Raw genomic sequence first — 19,696 nt, forward strand, 5'->3', positions numbered from 1 at the left:
CCGCATAGAAGGGGGAGGTGCTTCCCCTTCACCATTCTCAACCTCGCAAGTACCGGGATCCCTCCACTCCGTTTATGGGAAGAGTGAAGTAGGCTTGCCTCTTCCCATTGTCCAGGCCCAAGATTCATGCGAGAGTAGATCCTATGACGCATTCAGAATTGACCTCCTCCCCTCTCACGTATCGGCTGAAGCTTGGCCTTGTCATCAATGGCGTTATCATTCTCGCTGAATTCATCGGCGGGTATGTGATCAATAGTCTGGGGTTACTGAGCGATGCCGGACACAATTTGATCGATCAAGGCTCTCTCTTGTTAGCCTTGTATGCACATATTCTGGCCACCCAACCCGCCACGGAACATCGCACGTTTGGCTACCATCGCGCCGGAACCATTGCAGCGTTCATCAATAGCCTTCTGTTAATTTTCACAGGGGCGATTATCGGAATTCTGGCCATCGATCGGATGTTTTCACCGGTTGACGTGCCTGGTTTTTGGGTGATGGTGATCGCTGGGATCAGCCTGATCGCCAACCTTGCCGTCGCCCTGTTACTGCGAAGAGGAGCCGAAGATGACCTGAATATTCGCGGGGCGTTTCTTCATATGGTGATGGATGCCTGGATGTCTCTTGGCGTCATTATCGCGGGGTTGGGTATCGCCCTGACCGGCCTCACCATTTTGGATCCCCTGATCAGTCTCCTTATAGTCGTCATTATCGTAAAAGGGAGTTGGCCACTCTTTCGTGAGTCGCTGGACATTTTACTGGAATCGACTCCCCCCCATCTCAAAACTTCCGATATTGTGGCGACCATTGAAAATATTCCTGGTGTCAATAAAGTTCATGACCTGCATATCTGGTCGGTTGAACCCCGCATTGTGATGTTGACCTGTCACGTGTTGGTGGACAACGCGGCGGTTCCGGATAAAGATCAACTGCTTCAACCCATTCAATCAACACTTTCCTCGAAATTTGGCATTCATCACTTAACCGTCCAACTGGAAAACGAATGCCCTGAGCATGAGGACCTGCATTGCAATCTCAGTTACCTGACAAACGGATCAACCGGCACAGAACCCACACTTCCTCACCTGCACCATCACTAATCCGGAAGAGGCTTCCTTCGAAACACGCGCGTCTTGAGTAAAAATCCAACCCCTCCTCCCAAGAGCGCGCCCAGACCAATCCCGACCAACACATCGGTGACATAATGGGCACCTAGAAATACCCGGGACAATCCGATCAGGCCAAGGAATGGCCACAATATCCACCCTAGAGAGGGATAAAGTATCGCAAGAAAGCTAATAGCCGTACCTGAATTCAACGCGTGATTGGACGGCATACTAAAAGCGCCACCACATCCGACCAATTCATGAATGTGATCGAGGACCTGACAGGGCCGTGGACGGCCAATCAATGTTTTCAGCTGTCCGCCCAGAAAATCACTGAAGCCGATCAGGAGCGCTAAAGAGGGAATGGCGAATTTAGCCTCTCCCCATTTCATCCATCCCCAATACGCCACGAGTAAAAAGCCAGGAATCAACAGGTTAGTTTCCCGTGATACCTGAAGCATGAACCAATCCAATTCAGCAAACCGGCCGGCCCAACCATTAATATAGGCAAACCATAGTTCATCATAGTTCATTATTGTTCCTTAACTCTTTCGTACTTGGACTGAAAAAAAACGAGATTCTGCAAGAAATTGAACGAGTATGATAAGGTAAAGGTTTTAACGAGAAAGGATTTCTCCATGCTGATTGATACCCATGTTCATTTAGACGATCCCCGTTATGATCCGGATCGGGACGATATTTTTCAACGTGCTCACGAAGCCGGTGTTGAGAAATTTGTCACTATTGGATGTGATCTTTCCACAAGTCATGCAGCAGTGCAATTAGCCTCAACCCGACCTAATGTCTATGCCACGATCGGCGTGCACCCACATGAAGTCAAACGCATCGAGCCCAGCTGGTATGCAGAATTGACTCAACTGGCCCAGCAACCAAAAGTCGTCGCCTTCGGCGAAATCGGACTTGATTATCATTATGATCACTCTCCTCGAAAAACCCAACGTCAACGATTTCGTGAACAAATTGCCCTAGCGCAATCACTCGCCCTTCCCCTGGTGATTCACACACGTGAGGCGCAGGAGGATACGATGGCAATCATGCATGAAGAACATGCCGAAAAGGTGGGCGGCGTCTTTCATTGTTTTTCGGAGGATCTGACATTTGCCAAATGGGCCTTGGATCTGGGGTTTTATCTCTCATTTTCAGGAATCATCACCTTTCGCAATGCCTCGCAGTTACATGAAGTGATTCGCACGGTCCCCGATGACCGGTTGCTCATTGAAACCGATGCTCCCTATTTAACTCCCGTCCCGTTTCGAGGAAAACGCAACGAATCGGCCTACGTCGCCTACGTGGCAAAACAGATTGCGGAAATTAAATATGGTGACTCGGAAGCAGGACTAGCTCGTGTGGCCGAACTGACGACCATTAATGCCTGCCAGCTCTTTAAAATTTCTTCATAATCCGATTACGCTGACGTAACTTCTTGGGAAGTTTTCGGGGATTGCCCTTCTTCTCTTTTGATCGAACCGGCTCCTCATCATCCCCCTTGTACAAGCGTCCACCTTGGGATCGACTCACGGCTGATCCTTGAAGACCAGCAGAAGACAGGCGTGTGACAAATTCTTGCGACCTAATCGAAAACGCCCCAAAAGCTTTCGCAACAGCGATCACTTCAAGATCGGATGAGACTACTGCGGTCCCTTTTCCATGGGTTCGGATAAAATCTTGAATTACCCCATCGGCCTTTTCGCCCTGAGCTGTATAAATAACTGTCACACCCTCACGATGAATGACTTGCCGACTCATTCCCGATTGTTGCCAGGCATCAAAAACTAAGGTGATCAGATTGCGGAGTTTATGCCCATAGAGGCCTACACGTACAATAAACTCCTCTCGATTATGCTCTCCCTGTTCAACGACCTTATGGGGGGGAAGCCCCATTGCGCCCAACACATTATATCCATCGATGATCAAATGTTTCGGTGCCACTGTGATTCCCTCATGATGCGAAGCCTGATCCAGCCATAATGACTGAGTCTACCCGCAACAGGACCCGGTTCGAAAGCGCTTCTTCCCTTGACAAGAAGGCTTTCTTCTGCGAAAAAAGAGAGGAATGGTTTAATACCTATGCCTTCCACTCGAATGATACCCCTTTATTCCTGCATCGGTATGTTGGTCCTGTCAACGTCTTTTCCTTTGCCTGGGGGAGCGACAGACACTCGACCTTTTTTGGGGGACGAAACTCCCCCACTGATTCATCTTATCGCACAATCACCACCCTCAACCTCCATCCGCAACATTCGTGCTCATCGCCATAAACAATATACCCGTGTTGTGTTAGATCTGAACCGCCCCGTCCATCCTGCTCCTCAAGAGCATCAAACGGCCACAACATTTCAATTAGAACTTCCCAACACACAATTACCTAAGTCTACTGTCGCCAAATCAACGGCAGATTCATTTCCATTACAATTGGATCTTTCCAGAAATTCTTCTGGATCCATCCTCTTGACCATACCCATTGACGGCTGGAAACACTATAAGTGGTATGTTCTCAAAAATCCTGCTCGCGTCGTTCTTGATTTGTATCCTATAGCTGAGGGGGCGGCTGGCATTAAGGCGCCACCAAGTAACACACCAGCTTCTCCAGTGGTGGCTCCACCCACTCCGCCACCACCTGTCATAAAAAAAGATCTGGTGATCGTGATTGATCCCGGACACGGAGGAAAAGACCCAGGGGCCTTAGGTCGCAAAGGCACAAGGGAAAAGGATGTCGTCTTAACTATCGCAAATCATTTGAGAGACCTGCTCGCCAAAGAAAAATCCACGAAAGTCTTCATGACCCGAGAAACGGATGTCTTCATCGAATTGGAAGACCGGGCCAAATTCGCAAATACACATAAAGCGGATCTCTTTGTCTCGATCCACATTAACTCCCATCCTCAAGCTTCCGTGAAAGGGATGGAACTCTATCACTTTGGTGAAGCCAGTGACCCACGAGCACTTGCCGTCGCTGCCAGAGAAAATGGCACACCGCTTGAAAAAAATGCGGCACCCTGGCAATTTATTCTTGCCGACAAGCTTAACGACAAAAAAATTGATGATTCCCGCGAGTTAGCATGGACAACCAAAAATTCCCTGGTGAAATTTTTGGATGCCTTTTATAAGATCAAAGATCATGGGATCAAAACCGCTCCATTTTTTGTGCTGCGAATGACCACCATGCCTGCCATATTGGCAGAGATTGCCTTTATCTCCAATCCTACGGAGGAAAAGCTATTACAAAGTTCAACCTATCAAAAACGAGTGGCCGAGGGAATATTTAAGGGACTTCAATCCTATATTACCCCGTTACAAACCGCTTCTCGATAGCCAGGACAGCCCCCGGCCTCTTCCATCGGATTCTCCGATCTCCTGTTTATGAAGATTACCCCGCTCATCCCCTGGTAACACAGTAACCCGTGTCCACCATTAAACTGACCATCGAATATGACGGCACGGCTTACGCGGGATGGCAACGCCAACCCAATCAGCCGACGATCCAAGCCGCTTTAGAAACAGCGCTTACCCGCATTACACAACAACACATTTCTATCATCGCCGCGGGACGAACGGATGCCGGGGTCCATGCCCGTGGTCAAGTCGCCAGTTTTCAATCTGACAAATCTATTCCGGCAGATAAATGGAAACTGGCGCTCAACAGCGCTCTTCCACCTGATATTTCGGTGGTGACGAGTGAACGTGTTCCTGAATCGTTTCATGCTCGATATAGCGCAAAAGAAAAACTGTACGAGTATCGAATATCCAACCATCCTGCCCGCCCGGCCATTGATCGCCATCGAGTTTGGCACTTACCCTACGAGTTGGATACCCAGGCCATGCGACAGGCCATGTCTGGATTTATTGGCCGACATGACTTCACCTCGTTCCAAGGCCCACGTGCGAGTACATCGGATCCCATATGCGTCGTGTCCGAAGTCTCCCTCACTTCGGATCTTATGACTCTCACCATTCAGATTCAGGCTAATCGATTCCTGAAGCAAATGGTTCGGACGATTATTGGCACACTGACCGAAGTCGGACGATACAAAAGATCACCGGACTCGATTACAGACATTCTTCAGGCTAAGGACCGACGCGCTGCAGGAGTAACCGCCCCTCCCCAAGGGCTCTACCTCATTCATGTGTTGTATTAATTGGAGTGTTGAAACATGGCCCGACCTGCGTTCCCACTCATTGATCGTTCTCGCCTACTCTTCCGCTCCCCCCGTCAAAAAATCGGCGGCCTCCCCTTCAGCAATACTCAGGGCAGGACATGACGAACATTTTTGAATACCGCAGCATTTTTCTTGCTTTCTTTTCATCCACTCAAATGCCGATGTAAAAAGGAATTATTTAAAATCGCATTCTTGATATACTAAAAAGTAAGATTTAACATTTTCAATTCGCTGGATAACCCCCATGACCAATGACCTTGCTCCAGAGTTCAACCACCCAACGTTTCGCTTGGCAGTGGCCCAGTTCGATGAGGCAGCCCACCATATGAATCTGGACTCAGGTCTGCTTGAGCGACTCAAAGCCCCTCAGCGGTCTCTCTGTGTCAGTATCCCTGTCCGGATGGATAACGGACAGGTTCAAGTCTTTCGTGGCTATCGAGTGCATCATGATGTAGCCCGCGGCCCCACCAAAGGCGGCATTCGTTACCATCCAGACGTCAGCCTTGGCGAAGTCGCAGCCTTGGCAATGTGGATGACCTGGAAAACAGCGCTAGCCGGGTTGCCATTCGGTGGAGCAAAAGGCGGGGTGGCGGTCAATCCATCAATGCTTTCAGCCGCAGAATTGGAAGGTGTGACCCGCCGTTACATCGCAGAAATCTTTCCGTTATTGGGCCCGGACAAAGATATACCCGCCCCGGATATTGGGACCAATCAGCAAGTCATGGGGTGGGTGATGGATACCTACAGTCAGCAGGTAGGATATACCGTCAGGGGAATGGTCACCGGGAAACCAATCTCAATTGGAGGCACCCTTGGCCGGGAGGAGGCGACAGGGCGTGGAGTGGTGGATGTTACGTTGGAAGTCCTACGTAATTTTGGTCTGTCTACTTCAGACACAACTGTGGTCATTCAGGGGTTTGGAAACGTCGGATCCCATACTGCACGAATTCTACATCAGGAAGGCGTAAAAATATTGGCAATCAGCGATCAGTTGGGCGGGTTGTACAACAAAAAAGGTCTGGATATCCCAGGAATTCTTTCTCATCTGGCCACCGAGAAAGCGTCGGTCCCTTCTCTCACGCAATTTGGTGAACCGATTAGTAACGAAGAGTTACTCATGTTACCGTGCCATGTGCTCATTCCAGCTGCCGTGTCCGAACAAATCACGGTTAACAACGCTTCTGGCATTCAATGCCAGTACCTTATCGAGGCAGCCAACGGCCCAACAACTCTGGAGGCCGATGCCATTTTGAGGGAACGAGGAATTTTTGTGGTTCCAGATATTCTCGCCAATGCAGGCGGAGTGATCGTCTCGTATTTTGAATGGGTCCAGGACGCCCAACGTTTTTCGTGGCAGGAATCAGATATTCACAGCCGGCTCAAAAACATCATTACCGTAGCGTTTCACCGTATCCTCAAACATGCTGAGGAGAAAAAACTGACAATGAGAACCGCCGCATTAATCGCAGGAATTCAGGAAGTCGCTCAAGCCCACCAATGTCGAGGATTGTACCCCTAGTTTATACATTCTAAATCCTGGCGAGGGAAATCTCTAAATGAGTTCTTCACCATAGATCTTCATGACGGTTGAGAGAAATTCAAGAGCCTGAGGTCTCGGCCGTTGAAAGGAGTTTCTCCCAATAATGGACCCGAATCCTCCACCATCCCGTATTCCTCTTGCTTCATCAAAAATTTTCTGATCTTCCCCTTTGGCCCCGCCCGAAAAAATGACAATACGCCTTCCCTGAAATGTACTCTGCACCACATGGCGGATACGTTCAGCTGGCGTGCCAATGGGAATTTTTTCGGATTCGTATACTTTTTTAGCAGCCGCTTGCTCTATATGATTCGATGGCACCTTCACTTTGACGATATGGGCTCCTAGTTGGGCGGCAATTTGCGCGGCATAGGCAACAATATCAATTCCCGTCTCCCCTTCTTTGCTCAGTCCAGAACCTCGAGGATATGACCATACAACTACCGCCAATCCATGGGATTTGGCCTCTTGAGCAATTTCCCGCAAATGGTTATACATCTCTTGGCTATGGGCAGACCCGGGATAAATCGTGTATCCCACCGCACAGCATCCTAACCGCAGGGCATCATGGACGCTGCCCGTAATGGCGGAATTAGGATCTTTGCTCTCAAACAGCGAATCATTATTGTTCAATTTCAGTATAAGGGGAATTTGACCGGCATATTCTGCAGCTCCGGCCTCTAGAAATCCGAGAGGGGCCGCGTAGGCATTACATCCGGCATCAATCCCAAGCTGGAAATGGTAGTGAGGATCATACCCTGCAGGATTGACCGCAAAACTTCTGGCTGGACCATGCTCAAAGCCTTGATCCACCGGCAGAATAACTAAGCGACCAGTCCCGGCCAATCGTCCCGTCATCAATAAACGGGCAATATTTGCAAGCACTCCAGGGACATTCCCCTCATAATTTCGTAAGATTTCCTTGACTCGTGGCGTGATTACGTTGGGTTCCTTCACAAAAAATCCCTCCCTTTCAACATAGTACTTTCTCTTCGTTCAGACCCTCGCCTGTGTAGTGTAAAAGACCTCACGGCCTAAGACAATAATAACAATTCTCTCACATCCGTTACGATCGTTTTTCAGATTGTTCCACCTGTTTTCTTAGAGCAATGAGTTCTTGTTCCATCGCATCAAACCGTTCAGCAATCGGATCTGAAATATTAGCATGATCCATGGTCGCTTCTGGCACCCGGTCTCCAATGGTTTTGATAATACGGCCAGGTATCCCAATGACTGTTGAATTCGAAGGGACTGACCGAAGAACAACTGAATTGGCTCCAATTTTTACAAAATCCCCGATCGTAATATTCCCTAGCACTTTTGCTCCGGCTCCGACAACGACATGATTCCCCAATGTTGGATGGCGTTTACCCCGTTCCTTGCCGGTTCCTCCGAGTGTGACGCCTTGAAAGAGGGTGACAGACTCACCAATGACGGCAGTCTCGCCAATCACCACCCCCATTCCATGGTCAATAAAAAATCCGCGTCCAATTTGCGCTCCTGGATGAATTTCTATACCGGTTAGCCACCGGGCCAGTTGCGAAATCAACCGAGGCACAATCGGAACATTTTTCTTCCATAACCAATGCGCCACCCGGTAGGCCAATAACGCATGAAAACCCGAGTAGGCCAGCAACACCTCCCAACGACTGGTTGCCGCCGGATCGCGCTCAAAAACAGCGTGAAGATCTTCAGTAATTCGTTTAACCAACCGCATAGGCCCACCATATGGATATACCCCAAGAAGTAGAAGGTGGTATCATTTCATAACGGCGCGATACTTTCAATGAGACAAATTGCCAACGTGGCAATACCTTCTGCCCGTCCAATCATTCCAATTCCCTCTCCACTTTTAACTTTAACATTTACCTGAGAAGGAGAAACCTGCAGCACGTCTGCAAGACTCTCTTGCATCGAAACCATATACGGGGCTAATTTCGGAGCCTGGGCCAGAATAACCGTATCCAGATTCACCAAATAAAATCCTTTTTCACGAAGGGTTTGAGCGACACTCCGTAGCATCACCAAGCTGGAGAGATTTTTGAATTCCGGATTACTGCTTGGATAGCGTGTTCCAAGATCTCCTTCTCCCATAGCTCCCAGAATGGCGTCGCAGACGGCATGGGTCAGAGCATCAGCATCGGAATGGCCATCCAACCCTTGTGTATGTGGGATAGCCACGCCACCCAGAATCAGTGGACGGCCCTCTTGCAAGGGATGAATGTCATAACCTTGGCCAACTCTCATAGTGAATTAGGAATGAGGAGAGAAAAAAAACACACCTGATGAAGTCTAGCTGGAGGTTTCACCCTCGGCTTCCCAACGTTTTCAAAATAGCTTCCCCCAGAACCAGATCATCCGGTTTGGTCACTTTTATATTAAAACAACTTCCCTCCACTACGGAAACGGGGTATCCCATCCGTTCGATGAGGGCAGCATCATCGGTGACGGCCCATTGATGGAGTTGAGCCTGTTTATGTGCCTCTACGAGCCAGTCATACCGAAACACCTGGGGAGTTTGAATCTGCCAGAGTTCCTCCCTTTTTAATGTCTCTTGAATAATCCCAGAATGATCGACCCGTTTTACGGTATCATGAATTGACATCGCCACCACCGCAGCCCCTGTTTGCCCGGCCCGGTCGATCACATTCCTAACAATGGGCTGGTCGATAAAGGGACGGACACCATCATGGACCAGAACTCCGTCAGGTTGATCGGAAATGGCCTCAAGTCCATTTCTGACAGAATCCTGGCGCCGTAGTCCTCCCGCCACAACTTGAGTGACTTTCTTCAATCCAAAGAGCTGCACTATTTCACGCCGGCAATAATCCAGATCCGAAGCCGGCACGGAAAGAATCACTTCGCGGATACACTCGAGATGTTGAAAAACTTTTAGTGAATATACTAGGAGAGGTATTCCTCCAAGAGAAAGGTATTGTTTGGGAGTGTTTCCCCCCATGCGGATACCAAGACCCGCGGCGGGGACGACCGCCACAACAGAATTAAACACGCGAAAAGCTTAACTCCTCGTGTTCGGTTTCTTCTTTCAGACGGGTAAAGATCATTCGGCCAGCACTTGTTTGCAGGACACTTGTGACAATCACATCCGCATTTTTGCCGATCCATCGTTTGGCGTGGTCAACCACCACCATGGTGCCATCATCTAAATAGGCCACACCTTGCCCTGACTCTTTCCCCTCTTTCAAGACAAAGACTCGAATCGTCTCACCTGGGAGTACCACCGGTTTCAGCGCATTACAGAGGTCATTAATATTGAGCACTCTCACGCCTTGGATCCCAGCTACCTTATTCAGATTGAAATCGTTTGTGAGCACTTTTGCATCCATCTGCTTTGCCAGTTCAATGAGTTTCGTATCCACCTCTTTCACATGAGGAAAATCATCCTCTACCAGTTCCACCTTGACATTGCTCACTTTTTGAAGAACATTCAAAATATCCAACCCTCGCCTTCCACGAGCCCGCTTTAATCCGTCAGAGGAATCGGAAATATGCTGTAACTCCTGAAGAATAAAATGCGGAACAACAAGGGTTCCCTCGATAAAGCCCGTTTCGCACAGATCTGCAATCCGGCCGTCAATAATGACGCTGGTATCCAGAAGTTTTTTGATGCGAACGGAATCCCTATCTCCAGTTGAAATAGTTGGTGTGTCCCATCCTTCAGTGGCAAATCGGACTCCCATGATCAATCCCCAATAGGGAATTCCCAAAAAGAACACCAAGCTCGTCAGAAGATTAAAGACGGAATAAGGAAAGCGTGCGCCGAATCCCGTCACCGACCCAATCAGTCCTGCCACAAGGAGGCCAACGATTAATCCGCCCCCTCCACACAAGACAAACGGGAAAGACATAACCTTCAATCTCTGTTCTACAGCCAGAATTATTACTCCGACTGCGGCCCCTATTCCCGCGCCCAGGAGCAGTAAGACTGTCTGTCCCTCAGTTTCCCCCCATGCCAAGGCCATGCCCAGGACCACAGCAATAACCAGAAATATCATTCGCAACACCATAAGAGATTCTCCTTCCCTAGATCGGTAACTCAGACCGCAGGAACGCTTCAGCTTTGGTCACATCCTCCTGACTGCCAATAAATAGAGGGACTCTCTGGTGAAGGGCTTTGGGAATGAGTTGATTGACAGTCCCGCCTCCCGTACTCCCCAAGCCACCGGCCTGTTCAACCAAAAATGATAGGGGTGCGGCTTCATACATGAGCCTTAATTTCCCCTCGGGGTTTTTCTTTTCTCCCGGATACATATATAAGCCACCTTTGCATAGAACACGATGCACATCAGCCACCAAACACCCGGAATAACGACTGGTGTAGGGTCTGCCTGTCTGGACATCGACTTCTTGCAGATAGTGAAGAAATTTCTGAGTGCCGGTAGACCACTTTTGGTGATTGCCTTCATTCACACTATAAATTTTCCCACGTTTGGGGATTTGAACATTCCTGGCTGAGAGAAAAAATTCACCTGCCTCCTGATCCAAGGTAAATTGGTGAACCCCATGGCCGCAGGTATAGACTAACAGCACACTCGATCCATAGAGGATATATCCAGCCGCAACTTGGTCGCTCCCTTTTTTTCGCAGGGCATCTTCAGAAGTGGGAAACCCCTCAACGGAAAGTCGATGAATAGAAAAAATTGACCCTAAGGACGCGTTCACATCAATGTTAGAGGAGCCATCCAAAGGATCCAAAAAGACCGCATATCGCCCTTGACCATCAGCTTCTTTAATGAGGTAGGGTTTTTCCATTTCCTCTGAAACGAGCGTACTCACCAGTTCCATATGCTCAAACACATCCAGGAATATCTGATTGGCTCGTTCGTCCAACTTTTGGACCTCTTCGCCTTGAACATTAATCAACCCTGTAGAACCCAGAAATTGGCTCAATCCGGCTTTTCTCAGATCCTGGGCAATCAGCTTCCCACCCAGGGCAATTTGCATGATGATGCGAGAAAATTCTCCGGAGGTTCCGGGAATAAGCGCTTGCTCACGAAAGGTATGTGTCGATAAGGAAAAACGCGGAGTCATCAATCACAATCCAAATGGAATTCTAGAGGATTTTCATTATATGCTTTTCCGCATAAAGGAGCAACGCACGTTTGACAGAAATAGGGCTTCGATATTGAAAAAAATCCAATGACGGACTCGGCTGCGTTGTTGAATGACGAGCTTTCATGAGTGATGGACATCACCGATCCTTGATCCGATCGACTATGCCATCACCAGGAATGATTGAGAATTGGCTCAAAAACAAACTGAGATCGAAAAAGTGAAATACCGTGATAAGAGTTAGACCGTGGAGCCGGCTGTGGCTTCAGAAAGTTGTCCTTCCAGATAGGACTGGATTTGAGTGAGATGAGCGTGAGAAGTGGCTTCAAAGCGAAGGACTAGTGCTGGTTGAGTGTTTGAGGCTCGAATCAGACCCCACCCTTCGTCGAATCGGACACGAATGCCATCAATCGTAATGATGTCACGAATGGGTAAAGGTGAGGTCTTCAGATTCTGTGTGCTGGCCGCGTGCTTCAACCGATTTTTGACGATTTCTACCAATGAAAATTTCTGATCATCCGGACAATCTACCCGAATTTCAGGCGTCACCATCGTTTGGGGAATATCCGCCAACAGGGAAGACAATGGCTTTTTCCGCTTCACAAGAATTTCGATTAGCCGACAAGAAGCATAAATAGCATCGTCATACCCATAGTACCGATCAGCAAAGAACAGGTGACCCGACATCTCTCCGGCGAGCAACGCCTTTTCCTCTTTCATCTTGGCCTTAATGATGGAATGTCCGGTCTTCCACATAATACCCCGTCCACCTTGTTTGTGAATATCGTCATACAACCCCTGTGAGGCTTTAACCTCTGAAATAATGGAACACCCTGGATTGGCATCCAGCACATCCCGGGCAAAAAGAAGTAACAACCGATCACCCCACATAATTTGGCCCTGTTCATCAATGACGCCAATTCGATCAGCATCACCATCATACCCGATTCCCACATCTGCTCCGATTTCTCTGACTTTTTCAATCAGGTCCTTAAGATTATCCAGCACAGTGGGGTCTGGATGATGGTTGGGAAAATGACCATCAAGATCGCAATACAATCCGGTCACATCGCATCCCAATTGCTCTAAAGCTTCCTTGGCCACTAGAGAAGCGGCCCCATTCCCACAATCGATTACGACCCGAAGCCCCTGCCCCCTCAGCAAAGAAAAATGGTCTTGTAAAAATTTAAGATATTCGGGAATGATGGTTTGCGTTAAAACCGTTCCTGACCCAGATGCGAACTCGCCACTTTCAAAAATTTTCTGTAATTCTTGTATATCATCTCCGTATAAGGCTTCCTTGCCTATACACATCTTGAACCCGTTATACTCAGCAGAATTGTGGCTGCCGGTAATCATGATGCCCCCGTCAACATCACAGGAAAACAGTGAAAAATACAGTAAGGGGGTCGCACATAAGCCAAGATCCGATACATTCACCCCTGAACTGGTCAGGCCGGCAATAAGATGATTTCGAAGGGTTGGTGATGTTAAGCGACCATCCCGGCCCACCGTAATATTGCGAACACCACGTGCTCTAGCCAAGGTCGCATACGCACGGCCGATTCGCTCAACCACATCTGGACCTAAATCGCATTCAACAATCCCGCGAATATCATACTCTCGAAATATTCCCATCCGGCTTTCTTTCCCTCCGAGTCCTACCCAATCGGTCTCAATCTACCAAAATCGTCCTGAAGTCGAACGATATCATCTTCCCCCAGGTAGGGCCCATTTTGAATTTCAATAATCTCTAAAGGGATCCGCCCAGGATTTTCCAAGCGATGCGGAACTTCCTTGGCTATCCCTGTACTCATGCCAGCCTGCAAATCGTAGACTTCTTCGCCACGGGTCACTCGGGCGGTCCCGGCAATGACCACCCAATGTTCACTACGTTGATGATGGAGTTGAAGGGAAAGCCGTTTTCCAGGCGTAACTTCAATCCGCTTGACCTTGTATCCTTTGCCCTCTTCCATGACGGTATAGGAACCCCAAGGCCGATGCACAGTTCGGTGTTCTAAATGTTCAGGCGCTCCCTGGCGTTTCAACAAATTGACGACGGCTTTGACATCTTGCGTACGCTCTTTAGGACAGACCAGAGTGGCATCAGGCGTGTCCACCACCACCATATTATTGAGGCCAATCGTCGCAACGACCCTTCGATCCGCAAATAGCACGGAGTTGCGGCTTCCCAGATCGATAATGTTCCCATTCCGGACATTTCCATCTTTATCCAGGGGGACCACTTCCTCCAGACTACTCCAACTCCCCACATCCGACCAACCAAAGTCTATTGGTACGACCACGCTTCGAGAAGAATGCTCCATCACCGCATTGTCGATGGAAAGCGATTCGACTTTGGCATATACCTTCCGAAGGTAGGAGGGGAACTCCTCACTTCCCATTCGACGCTTAATACCACTTAACAACTTGGATAACGCCGGTTGATGAATGGCTATTTCTGATAAAATCTGTGAAGCTTTCCAGACAAAAATTCCGCTATTCCAAAAATAGTTTCCAGATTGCAAATAGCGCCTGGCAGTTGTGAGGTTCGGCTTTTCAACAAAGCGGCCAACCGAATAGCCGATAAAATCGCCTTTGGTCCCTACCTTCCGCCGCTTCAAAGGCTGAATATAGCCATAACCTGTCTCGGGACGAGTCGGCTGAATCCCAAACGTCACAAGGTGCCCCTCCACCGCCAATTCACTCGCAAATTGTACGGCTTGCATGAATTTCTTAGAGGCCTTCACAACATGATCAGCTGGAACCACCACCATCACCGCTTCAGGATCTTGATGTATCAATTGTAAGGCGGCTAAAGCGATAGCCGGTGCGGTATTTCTTCCTTCGGGCTCGAGAATTACATTTTCAGCGATGTCATCTTTCCATTGACTGAGTTGGAGCTTGATGGATTCCGCTTGAACCGCGTTGGTGACAATTGCCATCCGATTCGCAGGAATTTTTTGTAATAGACGCTCAAAGGTCTGTTGTAGAAGGGTTCCTTCTCCCAATATTCTCAAAAATTGCTTGGGAAATCGTTCCCGGCTCAATGGCCAAAACCGGGTACCACTTCCTCCGGCTAAAATCACTCCATAGACATGAGCATTCATAGTTTTTTCCTAAAAAGCGTTTCAACTCCTCCAATGGACCAAATAGAAAACCATAAGTATTTTGGTATGGGTGATAAACCCACGCCTCAAATTCTCGAATTATGTCGTTCAAAAAGACAATAAAAACTTGTAAAACTACAAAGGGTTTTTTACAGCCAAAATTGTATCGATAAATTCCCGAACAGCTCCCTCACCTCCATTTTTTTTGCATACATAATGCACAACTTGACGGACCTGCTCCACACAATCTGCAGGCGCTGCGGCATATCCCACAGTTTTCAAAGCCTCCACGTCATTCACATCATCTCCAATATAAGCCATTTGTGCAAAAGGAATTTTGTATTTTTCAGACAAATGACCAAGGACCGCCACCTTATCCTTCGCTCCCTGAAAAACCTCGGGAATGCCAAGCTTTTTTCCTCGCCGAGCGACGATTTTGGTGTTTTCCATTGTAATAATAGCGGTGATCAACCCTTGGGCCTGTAGAAGTTTAATCCCCATGCCATCACGGGTGTGAAACTTTTTCAATTCTTCCCCTGATTCCCCATAATACATTCCGGCATCGGTCAGAACCCCATCCACATCTGTTGCAAACAGTCTCAGCGCCTTTAAAACTTTTTTCGGCTTACTTAACGATCGGGGAGAATCTTTTTTTTTGAGAGATTTTACTGTTTTTACCCCTTTGGACAAAGAAGCAATTGATTGGTTTTTTCTCACCTGTTCATGTCCACCTTTCTATTTCCCATTTAATATCCGTTTAGCCTGATGATACTCCTAAGCTTAAGGCAAGCCTTCCGTTAAGACCAGAGGAGGGATAGAATACAAAGGCAGCCAACCTCAAAAATCAATCGTCCGATTTATTATTGTCGCAACCCAGCTTTGCAAAACCGGTTAAAGAGTACCATTACCTGTGAATATTAAAATCCGATTTCTTATGATCCTGGCTCTTTGTTCCAGTCTTCTTGCCTGCTCATCTCCACAATCTCAGGAAAGACTGGACACCGTATTATGTTGGCTACGCCCCTCTTGCCTTCCCTCTGAACTCCCATCCACCAACGCAAGTACGCCTCAGGCCGATATCCCTTCAAACCCAACCGATTCATTCGTTTCCTCAGAAGAGCCTCAACCCATATCTCCGCCGATCTCTACTTCTGAAATTAAAGCTGCCTTGACCTGTCTCACCTCTGCCAATATCACGGTGACGGGATCCAACCCTGTTGTCAACATTTCATACATCGAACCCACAACAAAAGCCAACGGCGAGACGCTCACAAATCTTGCCAAGACTACCATTTACCAAGATATAGGAAAAGGATTAATCAAATATAAAGAGATGATTGCGACCAATCCAGGAGGGGGGGGGACCATTCAAGAAAAAGTTCTTTTCAACCTTAAACCAGAGGAAACCCTTCATGCCACAATTTGTGTAACCGCCACCGATTCGAATGGCCAAGAGAAATAAAACCTAGCAGATGGGAAATGATTACTTTCTTCAGCCACACGCATCATGAAAGGGTCAAGAGAGAGGTATGTGGATGAGTATTAGGAGATCACTTGCTTAAGATAACTTAATGAAACTTTCTCCTTCTATCACTGCTTGAGCAAAAATCCGCGTCGTTCCATGCACTCACCTATTTCCAACCCCTGAGTGACCGACTTTTTCTTCCAATCGTTCCCCTGCTCTGCGCCAACCTGCGTAACACAGTGTGCATGTGCTTCAGCCGTACCCGTCTCTGCTCTATCGGTGGCAACCCATACCCCTTGCACGCAGTCTCCATAAGGATGGCAAATACGATCAGCACGAGTAGGACCATGGTCGGGGTGGGAATACGATTCCCAAATACTACACCCTCCTATAGACAAAAAACTTAGACACAAAATGAGGGCTCCTCCCCCACATTTTTGCCCAATCATACGTTTACTGATCTCCAAAAAGTCTCAGGTAACATAAGTAAAGAAACCTACCCGATTACATCCATTTCCATCTCTATCGGACAGCCCAAGCTGAGAAATAAGGCCTGCTGTAAACTCCCCCCGCTCAGGGTAGGAGCATCAACCTTCTCAACTAATTTTCCATCCGCATTAAAAGATTAAGATTCAGCGCGTCTCATCACGACTCATTCAATCTGGCCTTGAAACCGAGCCCACAATAATCCCAGATATTCATGATACGCCAATTCGGCAAGGCGCACACCTGTGGAACTGGGAAAAAAGTTCACCAAAGACCAAAACTGGATGGGAGGAACCCAATGTCCTGTTGATGCCGGAATTGGAATTAGACCCTGTTTCTCAAATAACCTGACCGCGCGTGGCATATGGAAGGCACTTGTCACCAGGATAAAAGGCTCATCATGGACGATTTCCCGAACATAGTGAGGATGATCCTTGGTATCACGGGATTCAACCTCCAGAACCATATCTGCTCGACTGACGCCCAATTCCTCGGCCACCCTACTCATTGCAGTCGCTTCAGGGGACCCATCAAATCCAGTCCCCCCTGTCAGGATGATTTTGCTGCCGGGTAGCAGGCGATGAAGCCGAATCCCCTCCATCAGCCGAACACGGGAATGATAGGACACTTGAAGTTGATAAGGTAACGTCGCATCTCCGGCAATGCCGCTGGCCAGGACAACAATCCATTTCACGGAACCTTGGGCATTTGCGACACCCCCAGGAGGCATAACCTGAGAAAGATTAATTGGAGGATATTGTGATTCCAGCGTTTGTATGATTCTCCCCGACACTCCTTCGTAACCGCTGACGACAAGAAGAATAAACCCTAGGGTAATGAAAACTTTCCCAGCATTTTGCTTCCGGGAAAAACACAATAGGAGAAGCCCAAAAGCAATCATCTCGATACAAAGAGAGAGAGGAGAAAAAAATGAGGCTAAAATCTTTTTAAGACTGAGCATCAAAGATCTCTTCCTCCTATCGATGAAAGGAAAGCTTTGCCTGGTTATTCAGTGGCACCGGTCGATGATTACATGAATTTACGTAAACATCACTTCTTGTTTGGCAAAACAACGGTTAGCCCGGGGACAGCATCATTTTCATCGAGCATGAAAGCAAAAACAGTCATGATCTCTGCCCGAGATGAGGGGAGTTTAAACCAATGATTAAAGGCGCCCTCCTCGGGAAGAGATAAAAAACAGCCATGGCATGTTGACGGTTTTAACTCAGACCAAACACTGAAAGCAGGATCGAAGGAGAACCACCCTCCGAGACAGTATTTTGTGGGTGGAGTGGAATAAGAGTGGAGAGAACAGAATACCTGGCTAGGGAGAAGGCATAGAGCAGGATAAACCCAGATCTTTCTGGTATTTTTTAAAATCCTGGATGGAGGCATCAAGGCTTCGTTGAGCAACAAGGATATCTCTCAAAAGATTCCCTTGGGGGGATTGATGAGTCACACAATGAATCTTTCCCCCTTGAAATCCACGACGACTCCGCCTGCACCCATCAAATTCTTTTGGGGCATGCCGGAGACTAAATTTAGCTTCCTGCAATTGGTCATGCTGCCGGACGACCCGGTCCTGAGCGGCCCTCAAAAGAGAGACAGCCTCGGTACAGGAAAAATCCCATACCTCCGGGAGGGCCGACGAGGGAAACAATAGGAGGAACCAGATTATTAGAGACCAAAACCGCATAGACGTCCTCCTCATTTTGAGGAAAAGTGCTAGAATTTCGTTGAGAAACCTGCAATTTTTCTCCCAAGATATCCCGAGGTTTGGACGCCTTCAATAGCCTAAAAGGAGGGACAGCCAAGATGGACTCGATCCCCATGAGTTCTGAACAGTACTCCAACTGAAGAGGAAACGCATTGAGTTCAAGATCTCATGGTTGCTTCAACACAAAGTGGGCTCGCCGATTCTGCCGAAAACACCGAAGTGTGGACTGAAGACAAAAGGGTTCATGTTTTCCTAAACTAAGGACTCGAATAGAGGAAGCGGTTACGCCTAAATCTACAAGGTAATTCTTCACCGCCATCGCGCGTCGCTCACCCAGAACAAGGTTGTATTCCTCGGTTCCCCGTTCATCACAATGCCCTTCAATCAATACTTCACGAGAAGGATATCGTTTCAGGAGTACCTGAGCGTTCTGCTTCAGGGTAGGAACAGCCTCCTTTTCTATGGAATATTGGTCATAGTCAAAAAACACATCTTCCAACTTCAAGGGGAGAAGGGAGTCATCCGCAGATTGGGCAGTAACACCCGAGTTTATTTCGGGTGGAAGATTCTCTGATTTTGTAGGTTGCGAAACTAGGGGAAGAAACGGTTCCGGCTTTGGCACAGAAGTAGATGGGGCAGTCCCCAACGAAGGAGGAGAAGAATCGGAAGAGGAAGATTCACTCCTCAAGTCAGCACCATGACTGACGATTGCCACATGATGCCAGGAACTACACCCACTTAGAAGGGCAACTAAAAACCCAAGGACTGCATAATTTCCCTGAAACAACTTCCTCAATGGTGGCCGTTACTCCAATATCCAAAGGCAAGCTCGAAGTTTTATCCCTCCTACGGCCCAATCATCTCCAAAAGTAAATCTATCATACAACTTTCAACAAAAGAGTCAATCTCGGTCGGCACTGTCCTCATGTTTAAACTTGACGGGTTTTTTTTCACATAGGTATGATCGGACTCCTGTCGAGGCATTGCTGTTTAAAGTCACTTTTCTCACCATCTCACGACACAA

General features: G+C 48.0%; 21 protein-coding genes. 6 read left to right on the top strand and 15 right to left on the bottom strand.

Features of this window, described 5'->3' with window-relative positions; genetic code table 11:
- Nucleotides 1-143: 143 nt before the first annotated feature.
- Nucleotides 144-1,100 carry a cation diffusion facilitator family transporter gene (locus ACWHYD_RS11440; RefSeq protein WP_447962167.1) on the top strand — a complete coding sequence of 319 codons (957 nt, stop codon included), beginning with the start codon at nt 144-146 and terminating at the stop codon, nt 1,098-1,100.
- On the opposite strand, the gene ACWHYD_RS11445 is transcribed toward ACWHYD_RS11440, so the two are convergent.
- Nucleotides 1,097-1,639 (bottom strand): phosphatase PAP2 family protein, encoded by a 543-nt coding sequence (locus tag ACWHYD_RS11445; RefSeq protein WP_447962168.1) that lies wholly within the window; start codon nt 1,637-1,639, stop codon nt 1,097-1,099. The two genes, ACWHYD_RS11440 and ACWHYD_RS11445, sit on opposite strands and share 4 nt — an antisense overlap.
- Nucleotides 1,640-1,744: 105 nt before the next feature.
- Here ACWHYD_RS11445 and ACWHYD_RS11450 point away from each other — a divergent pair, with 105 nt between their 5' ends.
- Nucleotides 1,745-2,527, top strand: a complete 783-nt coding sequence (locus ACWHYD_RS11450; protein ID WP_447962169.1) for a TatD family hydrolase — start codon at nt 1,745-1,747, stop codon at nt 2,525-2,527.
- On the opposite strand, the gene ACWHYD_RS11455 is transcribed toward ACWHYD_RS11450, so the two are convergent.
- A complete protein-coding gene (locus ACWHYD_RS11455; protein WP_447962170.1) occupies nt 2,511-3,056 on the bottom strand; it encodes an NYN domain-containing protein in 546 nt (181 codons plus the stop codon). The two genes, ACWHYD_RS11450 and ACWHYD_RS11455, sit on opposite strands and share 17 nt — an antisense overlap.
- 138 nt (nt 3,057-3,194) lie before the next feature.
- Between ACWHYD_RS11455 and ACWHYD_RS11460 the strand changes: the two genes are divergently transcribed.
- The 3 genes from ACWHYD_RS11460 to ACWHYD_RS11470 all read left to right on the top strand — a co-directional run bounded on the left by ACWHYD_RS11460 (nt 3,195) and on the right by ACWHYD_RS11470 (nt 6,803).
- Nucleotides 3,195-4,439: an N-acetylmuramoyl-L-alanine amidase family protein gene (locus ACWHYD_RS11460; RefSeq protein WP_447962171.1), complete on the top strand. Its 1,245-nt coding sequence runs from the start codon at nt 3,195-3,197 to the stop codon at nt 4,437-4,439.
- Between the two features lie 89 nt (nt 4,440-4,528).
- A complete protein-coding gene (gene truA, locus ACWHYD_RS11465; protein ID WP_447962172.1) occupies nt 4,529-5,263 on the top strand; it encodes a tRNA pseudouridine(38-40) synthase TruA in 735 nt (244 codons plus the stop codon).
- Nucleotides 5,264-5,528: 265 nt separating this feature from the next.
- Complete coding sequence (locus tag ACWHYD_RS11470) at nt 5,529-6,803, top strand: Glu/Leu/Phe/Val family dehydrogenase (RefSeq protein ID WP_447962173.1); 1,275 nt, start codon at nt 5,529-5,531, stop codon at nt 6,801-6,803.
- 33 nt (nt 6,804-6,836) lie between these two features.
- Here the strand turns inward: ACWHYD_RS11470 and ACWHYD_RS11475 are convergent, their stop codons facing one another.
- The 9 genes from ACWHYD_RS11475 to ACWHYD_RS11515 all read right to left on the bottom strand — a co-directional run bounded on the left by ACWHYD_RS11475 (nt 6,837) and on the right by ACWHYD_RS11515 (nt 15,721).
- Nucleotides 6,837-7,760, bottom strand: coding sequence for a class I fructose-bisphosphate aldolase (locus tag ACWHYD_RS11475; protein ID WP_447965862.1), 924 nt, complete (start codon nt 7,758-7,760; stop codon nt 6,837-6,839).
- Nucleotides 7,761-7,887: 127 nt separating this feature from the next.
- A complete protein-coding gene (cysE, locus tag ACWHYD_RS11480) occupies nt 7,888-8,538 on the bottom strand; it encodes a serine O-acetyltransferase (protein ID WP_447962174.1) in 651 nt (216 codons plus the stop codon).
- A 47-nt stretch (nt 8,539-8,585) separates the two neighbouring features.
- Nucleotides 8,586-9,068 (bottom strand): 2-C-methyl-D-erythritol 2,4-cyclodiphosphate synthase, encoded by a 483-nt coding sequence (ispF, locus tag ACWHYD_RS11485; protein WP_447962175.1) that lies wholly within the window; start codon nt 9,066-9,068, stop codon nt 8,586-8,588.
- Between the two features lie 58 nt (nt 9,069-9,126).
- Entirely contained in the window at nt 9,127-9,831 is a 705-nt protein-coding gene (gene ispD, locus ACWHYD_RS11490) for a 2-C-methyl-D-erythritol 4-phosphate cytidylyltransferase (protein WP_447962176.1), read from the bottom strand.
- Nucleotides 9,824-10,849, bottom strand: coding sequence for a TRAM domain-containing protein (locus tag ACWHYD_RS11495; RefSeq protein ID WP_447962177.1), 1,026 nt, complete (start codon nt 10,847-10,849; stop codon nt 9,824-9,826). The genes ispD and ACWHYD_RS11495 overlap by 8 nt, the downstream gene beginning before the upstream one ends.
- 16 nt (nt 10,850-10,865) lie before the next feature.
- Nucleotides 10,866-11,873 carry a class 1 fructose-bisphosphatase gene (gene fbp, locus ACWHYD_RS11500; protein WP_447962178.1) on the bottom strand — a complete coding sequence of 336 codons (1,008 nt, stop codon included), beginning with the start codon at nt 11,871-11,873 and terminating at the stop codon, nt 10,866-10,868.
- A 261-nt stretch (nt 11,874-12,134) separates the two neighbouring features.
- The gene (locus ACWHYD_RS11505; protein WP_447962179.1) at nt 12,135-13,532 is read right to left on the bottom strand and encodes a phosphomannomutase/phosphoglucomutase; all 1,398 of its coding nucleotides are present in this window, start codon (nt 13,530-13,532) and stop codon (nt 12,135-12,137) included.
- 23 nt (nt 13,533-13,555) lie between these two features.
- The gene (locus ACWHYD_RS11510) at nt 13,556-15,004 is read right to left on the bottom strand and encodes a mannose-1-phosphate guanylyltransferase/mannose-6-phosphate isomerase (protein WP_447962180.1); all 1,449 of its coding nucleotides are present in this window, start codon (nt 15,002-15,004) and stop codon (nt 13,556-13,558) included.
- Between the two features lie 135 nt (nt 15,005-15,139).
- The gene (locus ACWHYD_RS11515) at nt 15,140-15,721 is read right to left on the bottom strand and encodes a KdsC family phosphatase (RefSeq protein ID WP_447962181.1); all 582 of its coding nucleotides are present in this window, start codon (nt 15,719-15,721) and stop codon (nt 15,140-15,142) included.
- A gap of 193 nt (nt 15,722-15,914) precedes the next feature.
- Between ACWHYD_RS11515 and ACWHYD_RS11520 the strand changes: the two genes are divergently transcribed.
- The gene (locus ACWHYD_RS11520; RefSeq protein ID WP_447962182.1) at nt 15,915-16,466 is read left to right on the top strand and encodes a hypothetical protein; all 552 of its coding nucleotides are present in this window, start codon (nt 15,915-15,917) and stop codon (nt 16,464-16,466) included.
- A 128-nt stretch (nt 16,467-16,594) separates the two neighbouring features.
- On the opposite strand, the gene ACWHYD_RS11525 is transcribed toward ACWHYD_RS11520, so the two are convergent.
- The 4 genes from ACWHYD_RS11525 to ACWHYD_RS11540 form a co-directional block, all read right to left on the bottom strand.
- Nucleotides 16,595-16,918, bottom strand: a complete 324-nt coding sequence (locus ACWHYD_RS11525) for a hypothetical protein (RefSeq protein ID WP_447962183.1) — start codon at nt 16,916-16,918, stop codon at nt 16,595-16,597.
- Nucleotides 16,919-17,121: 203 nt separating this feature from the next.
- On the bottom strand, nt 17,122-17,916 hold the full coding sequence (locus ACWHYD_RS11530; protein ID WP_447962184.1) for an ElyC/SanA/YdcF family protein: 795 nt from the start codon (nt 17,914-17,916) through the stop codon (nt 17,122-17,124).
- 363 nt (nt 17,917-18,279) lie between these two features.
- Complete coding sequence (locus ACWHYD_RS11535; RefSeq protein WP_447962185.1) at nt 18,280-18,651, bottom strand: hypothetical protein; 372 nt, start codon at nt 18,649-18,651, stop codon at nt 18,280-18,282.
- Between the two features lie 187 nt (nt 18,652-18,838).
- Complete coding sequence (locus tag ACWHYD_RS11540) at nt 18,839-19,468, bottom strand: OmpA family protein (RefSeq protein ID WP_447962186.1); 630 nt, start codon at nt 19,466-19,468, stop codon at nt 18,839-18,841.
- Between the last annotated feature and the right edge of the window lie 228 nt (nt 19,469-19,696).

The sequence above is a fragment of the Nitrospira sp. Ecomares 2.1 genome (assembly GCF_965152585.1).

Excerpts from the sequence above, each read along its gene's own strand:
- ACWHYD_RS11525 (WP_447962183.1), bottom strand. The coding sequence starts at position 16,918 with ATGATTGGGCAAAAATGTGGGGGAGGAGCCCTCATTTTGTGTCTAAGT.
- ACWHYD_RS11445 (WP_447962168.1), bottom strand. The coding sequence starts at position 1,639 with ATGAACTATGATGAACTATGGTTTGCCTATATTAATGGTTGGGCCGGC.
- ACWHYD_RS11535 (WP_447962185.1), bottom strand. The coding sequence starts at position 18,651 with ATGCGGTTTTGGTCTCTAATAATCTGGTTCCTCCTATTGTTTCCCTCG.
- cysE (WP_447962174.1), bottom strand. The coding sequence starts at position 8,538 with ATGCGGTTGGTTAAACGAATTACTGAAGATCTTCACGCTGTTTTTGAG.
- ispF (WP_447962175.1), bottom strand. The coding sequence starts at position 9,068 with ATGAGAGTTGGCCAAGGTTATGACATTCATCCCTTGCAAGAGGGCCGT.
- ACWHYD_RS11470 (WP_447962173.1), top strand. The coding sequence starts at position 5,529 with ATGACCAATGACCTTGCTCCAGAGTTCAACCACCCAACGTTTCGCTTG.
- ACWHYD_RS11450 (WP_447962169.1), top strand. The coding sequence starts at position 1,745 with ATGCTGATTGATACCCATGTTCATTTAGACGATCCCCGTTATGATCCG.
- ACWHYD_RS11460 (WP_447962171.1), top strand. The coding sequence starts at position 3,195 with ATGCCTTCCACTCGAATGATACCCCTTTATTCCTGCATCGGTATGTTG.
- fbp (WP_447962178.1), bottom strand. The coding sequence starts at position 11,873 with ATGACTCCGCGTTTTTCCTTATCGACACATACCTTTCGTGAGCAAGCG.
- ACWHYD_RS11505 (WP_447962179.1), bottom strand. The coding sequence starts at position 13,532 with ATGGGAATATTTCGAGAGTATGATATTCGCGGGATTGTTGAATGCGAT.
- ACWHYD_RS11510 (WP_447962180.1), bottom strand. The coding sequence starts at position 15,004 with ATGAATGCTCATGTCTATGGAGTGATTTTAGCCGGAGGAAGTGGTACC.
- ACWHYD_RS11530 (WP_447962184.1), bottom strand. The coding sequence starts at position 17,916 with ATGCTCAGTCTTAAAAAGATTTTAGCCTCATTTTTTTCTCCTCTCTCT.
- ACWHYD_RS11440 (WP_447962167.1), top strand. The coding sequence starts at position 144 with ATGACGCATTCAGAATTGACCTCCTCCCCTCTCACGTATCGGCTGAAG.
- ACWHYD_RS11495 (WP_447962177.1), bottom strand. The coding sequence starts at position 10,849 with ATGGTGTTGCGAATGATATTTCTGGTTATTGCTGTGGTCCTGGGCATG.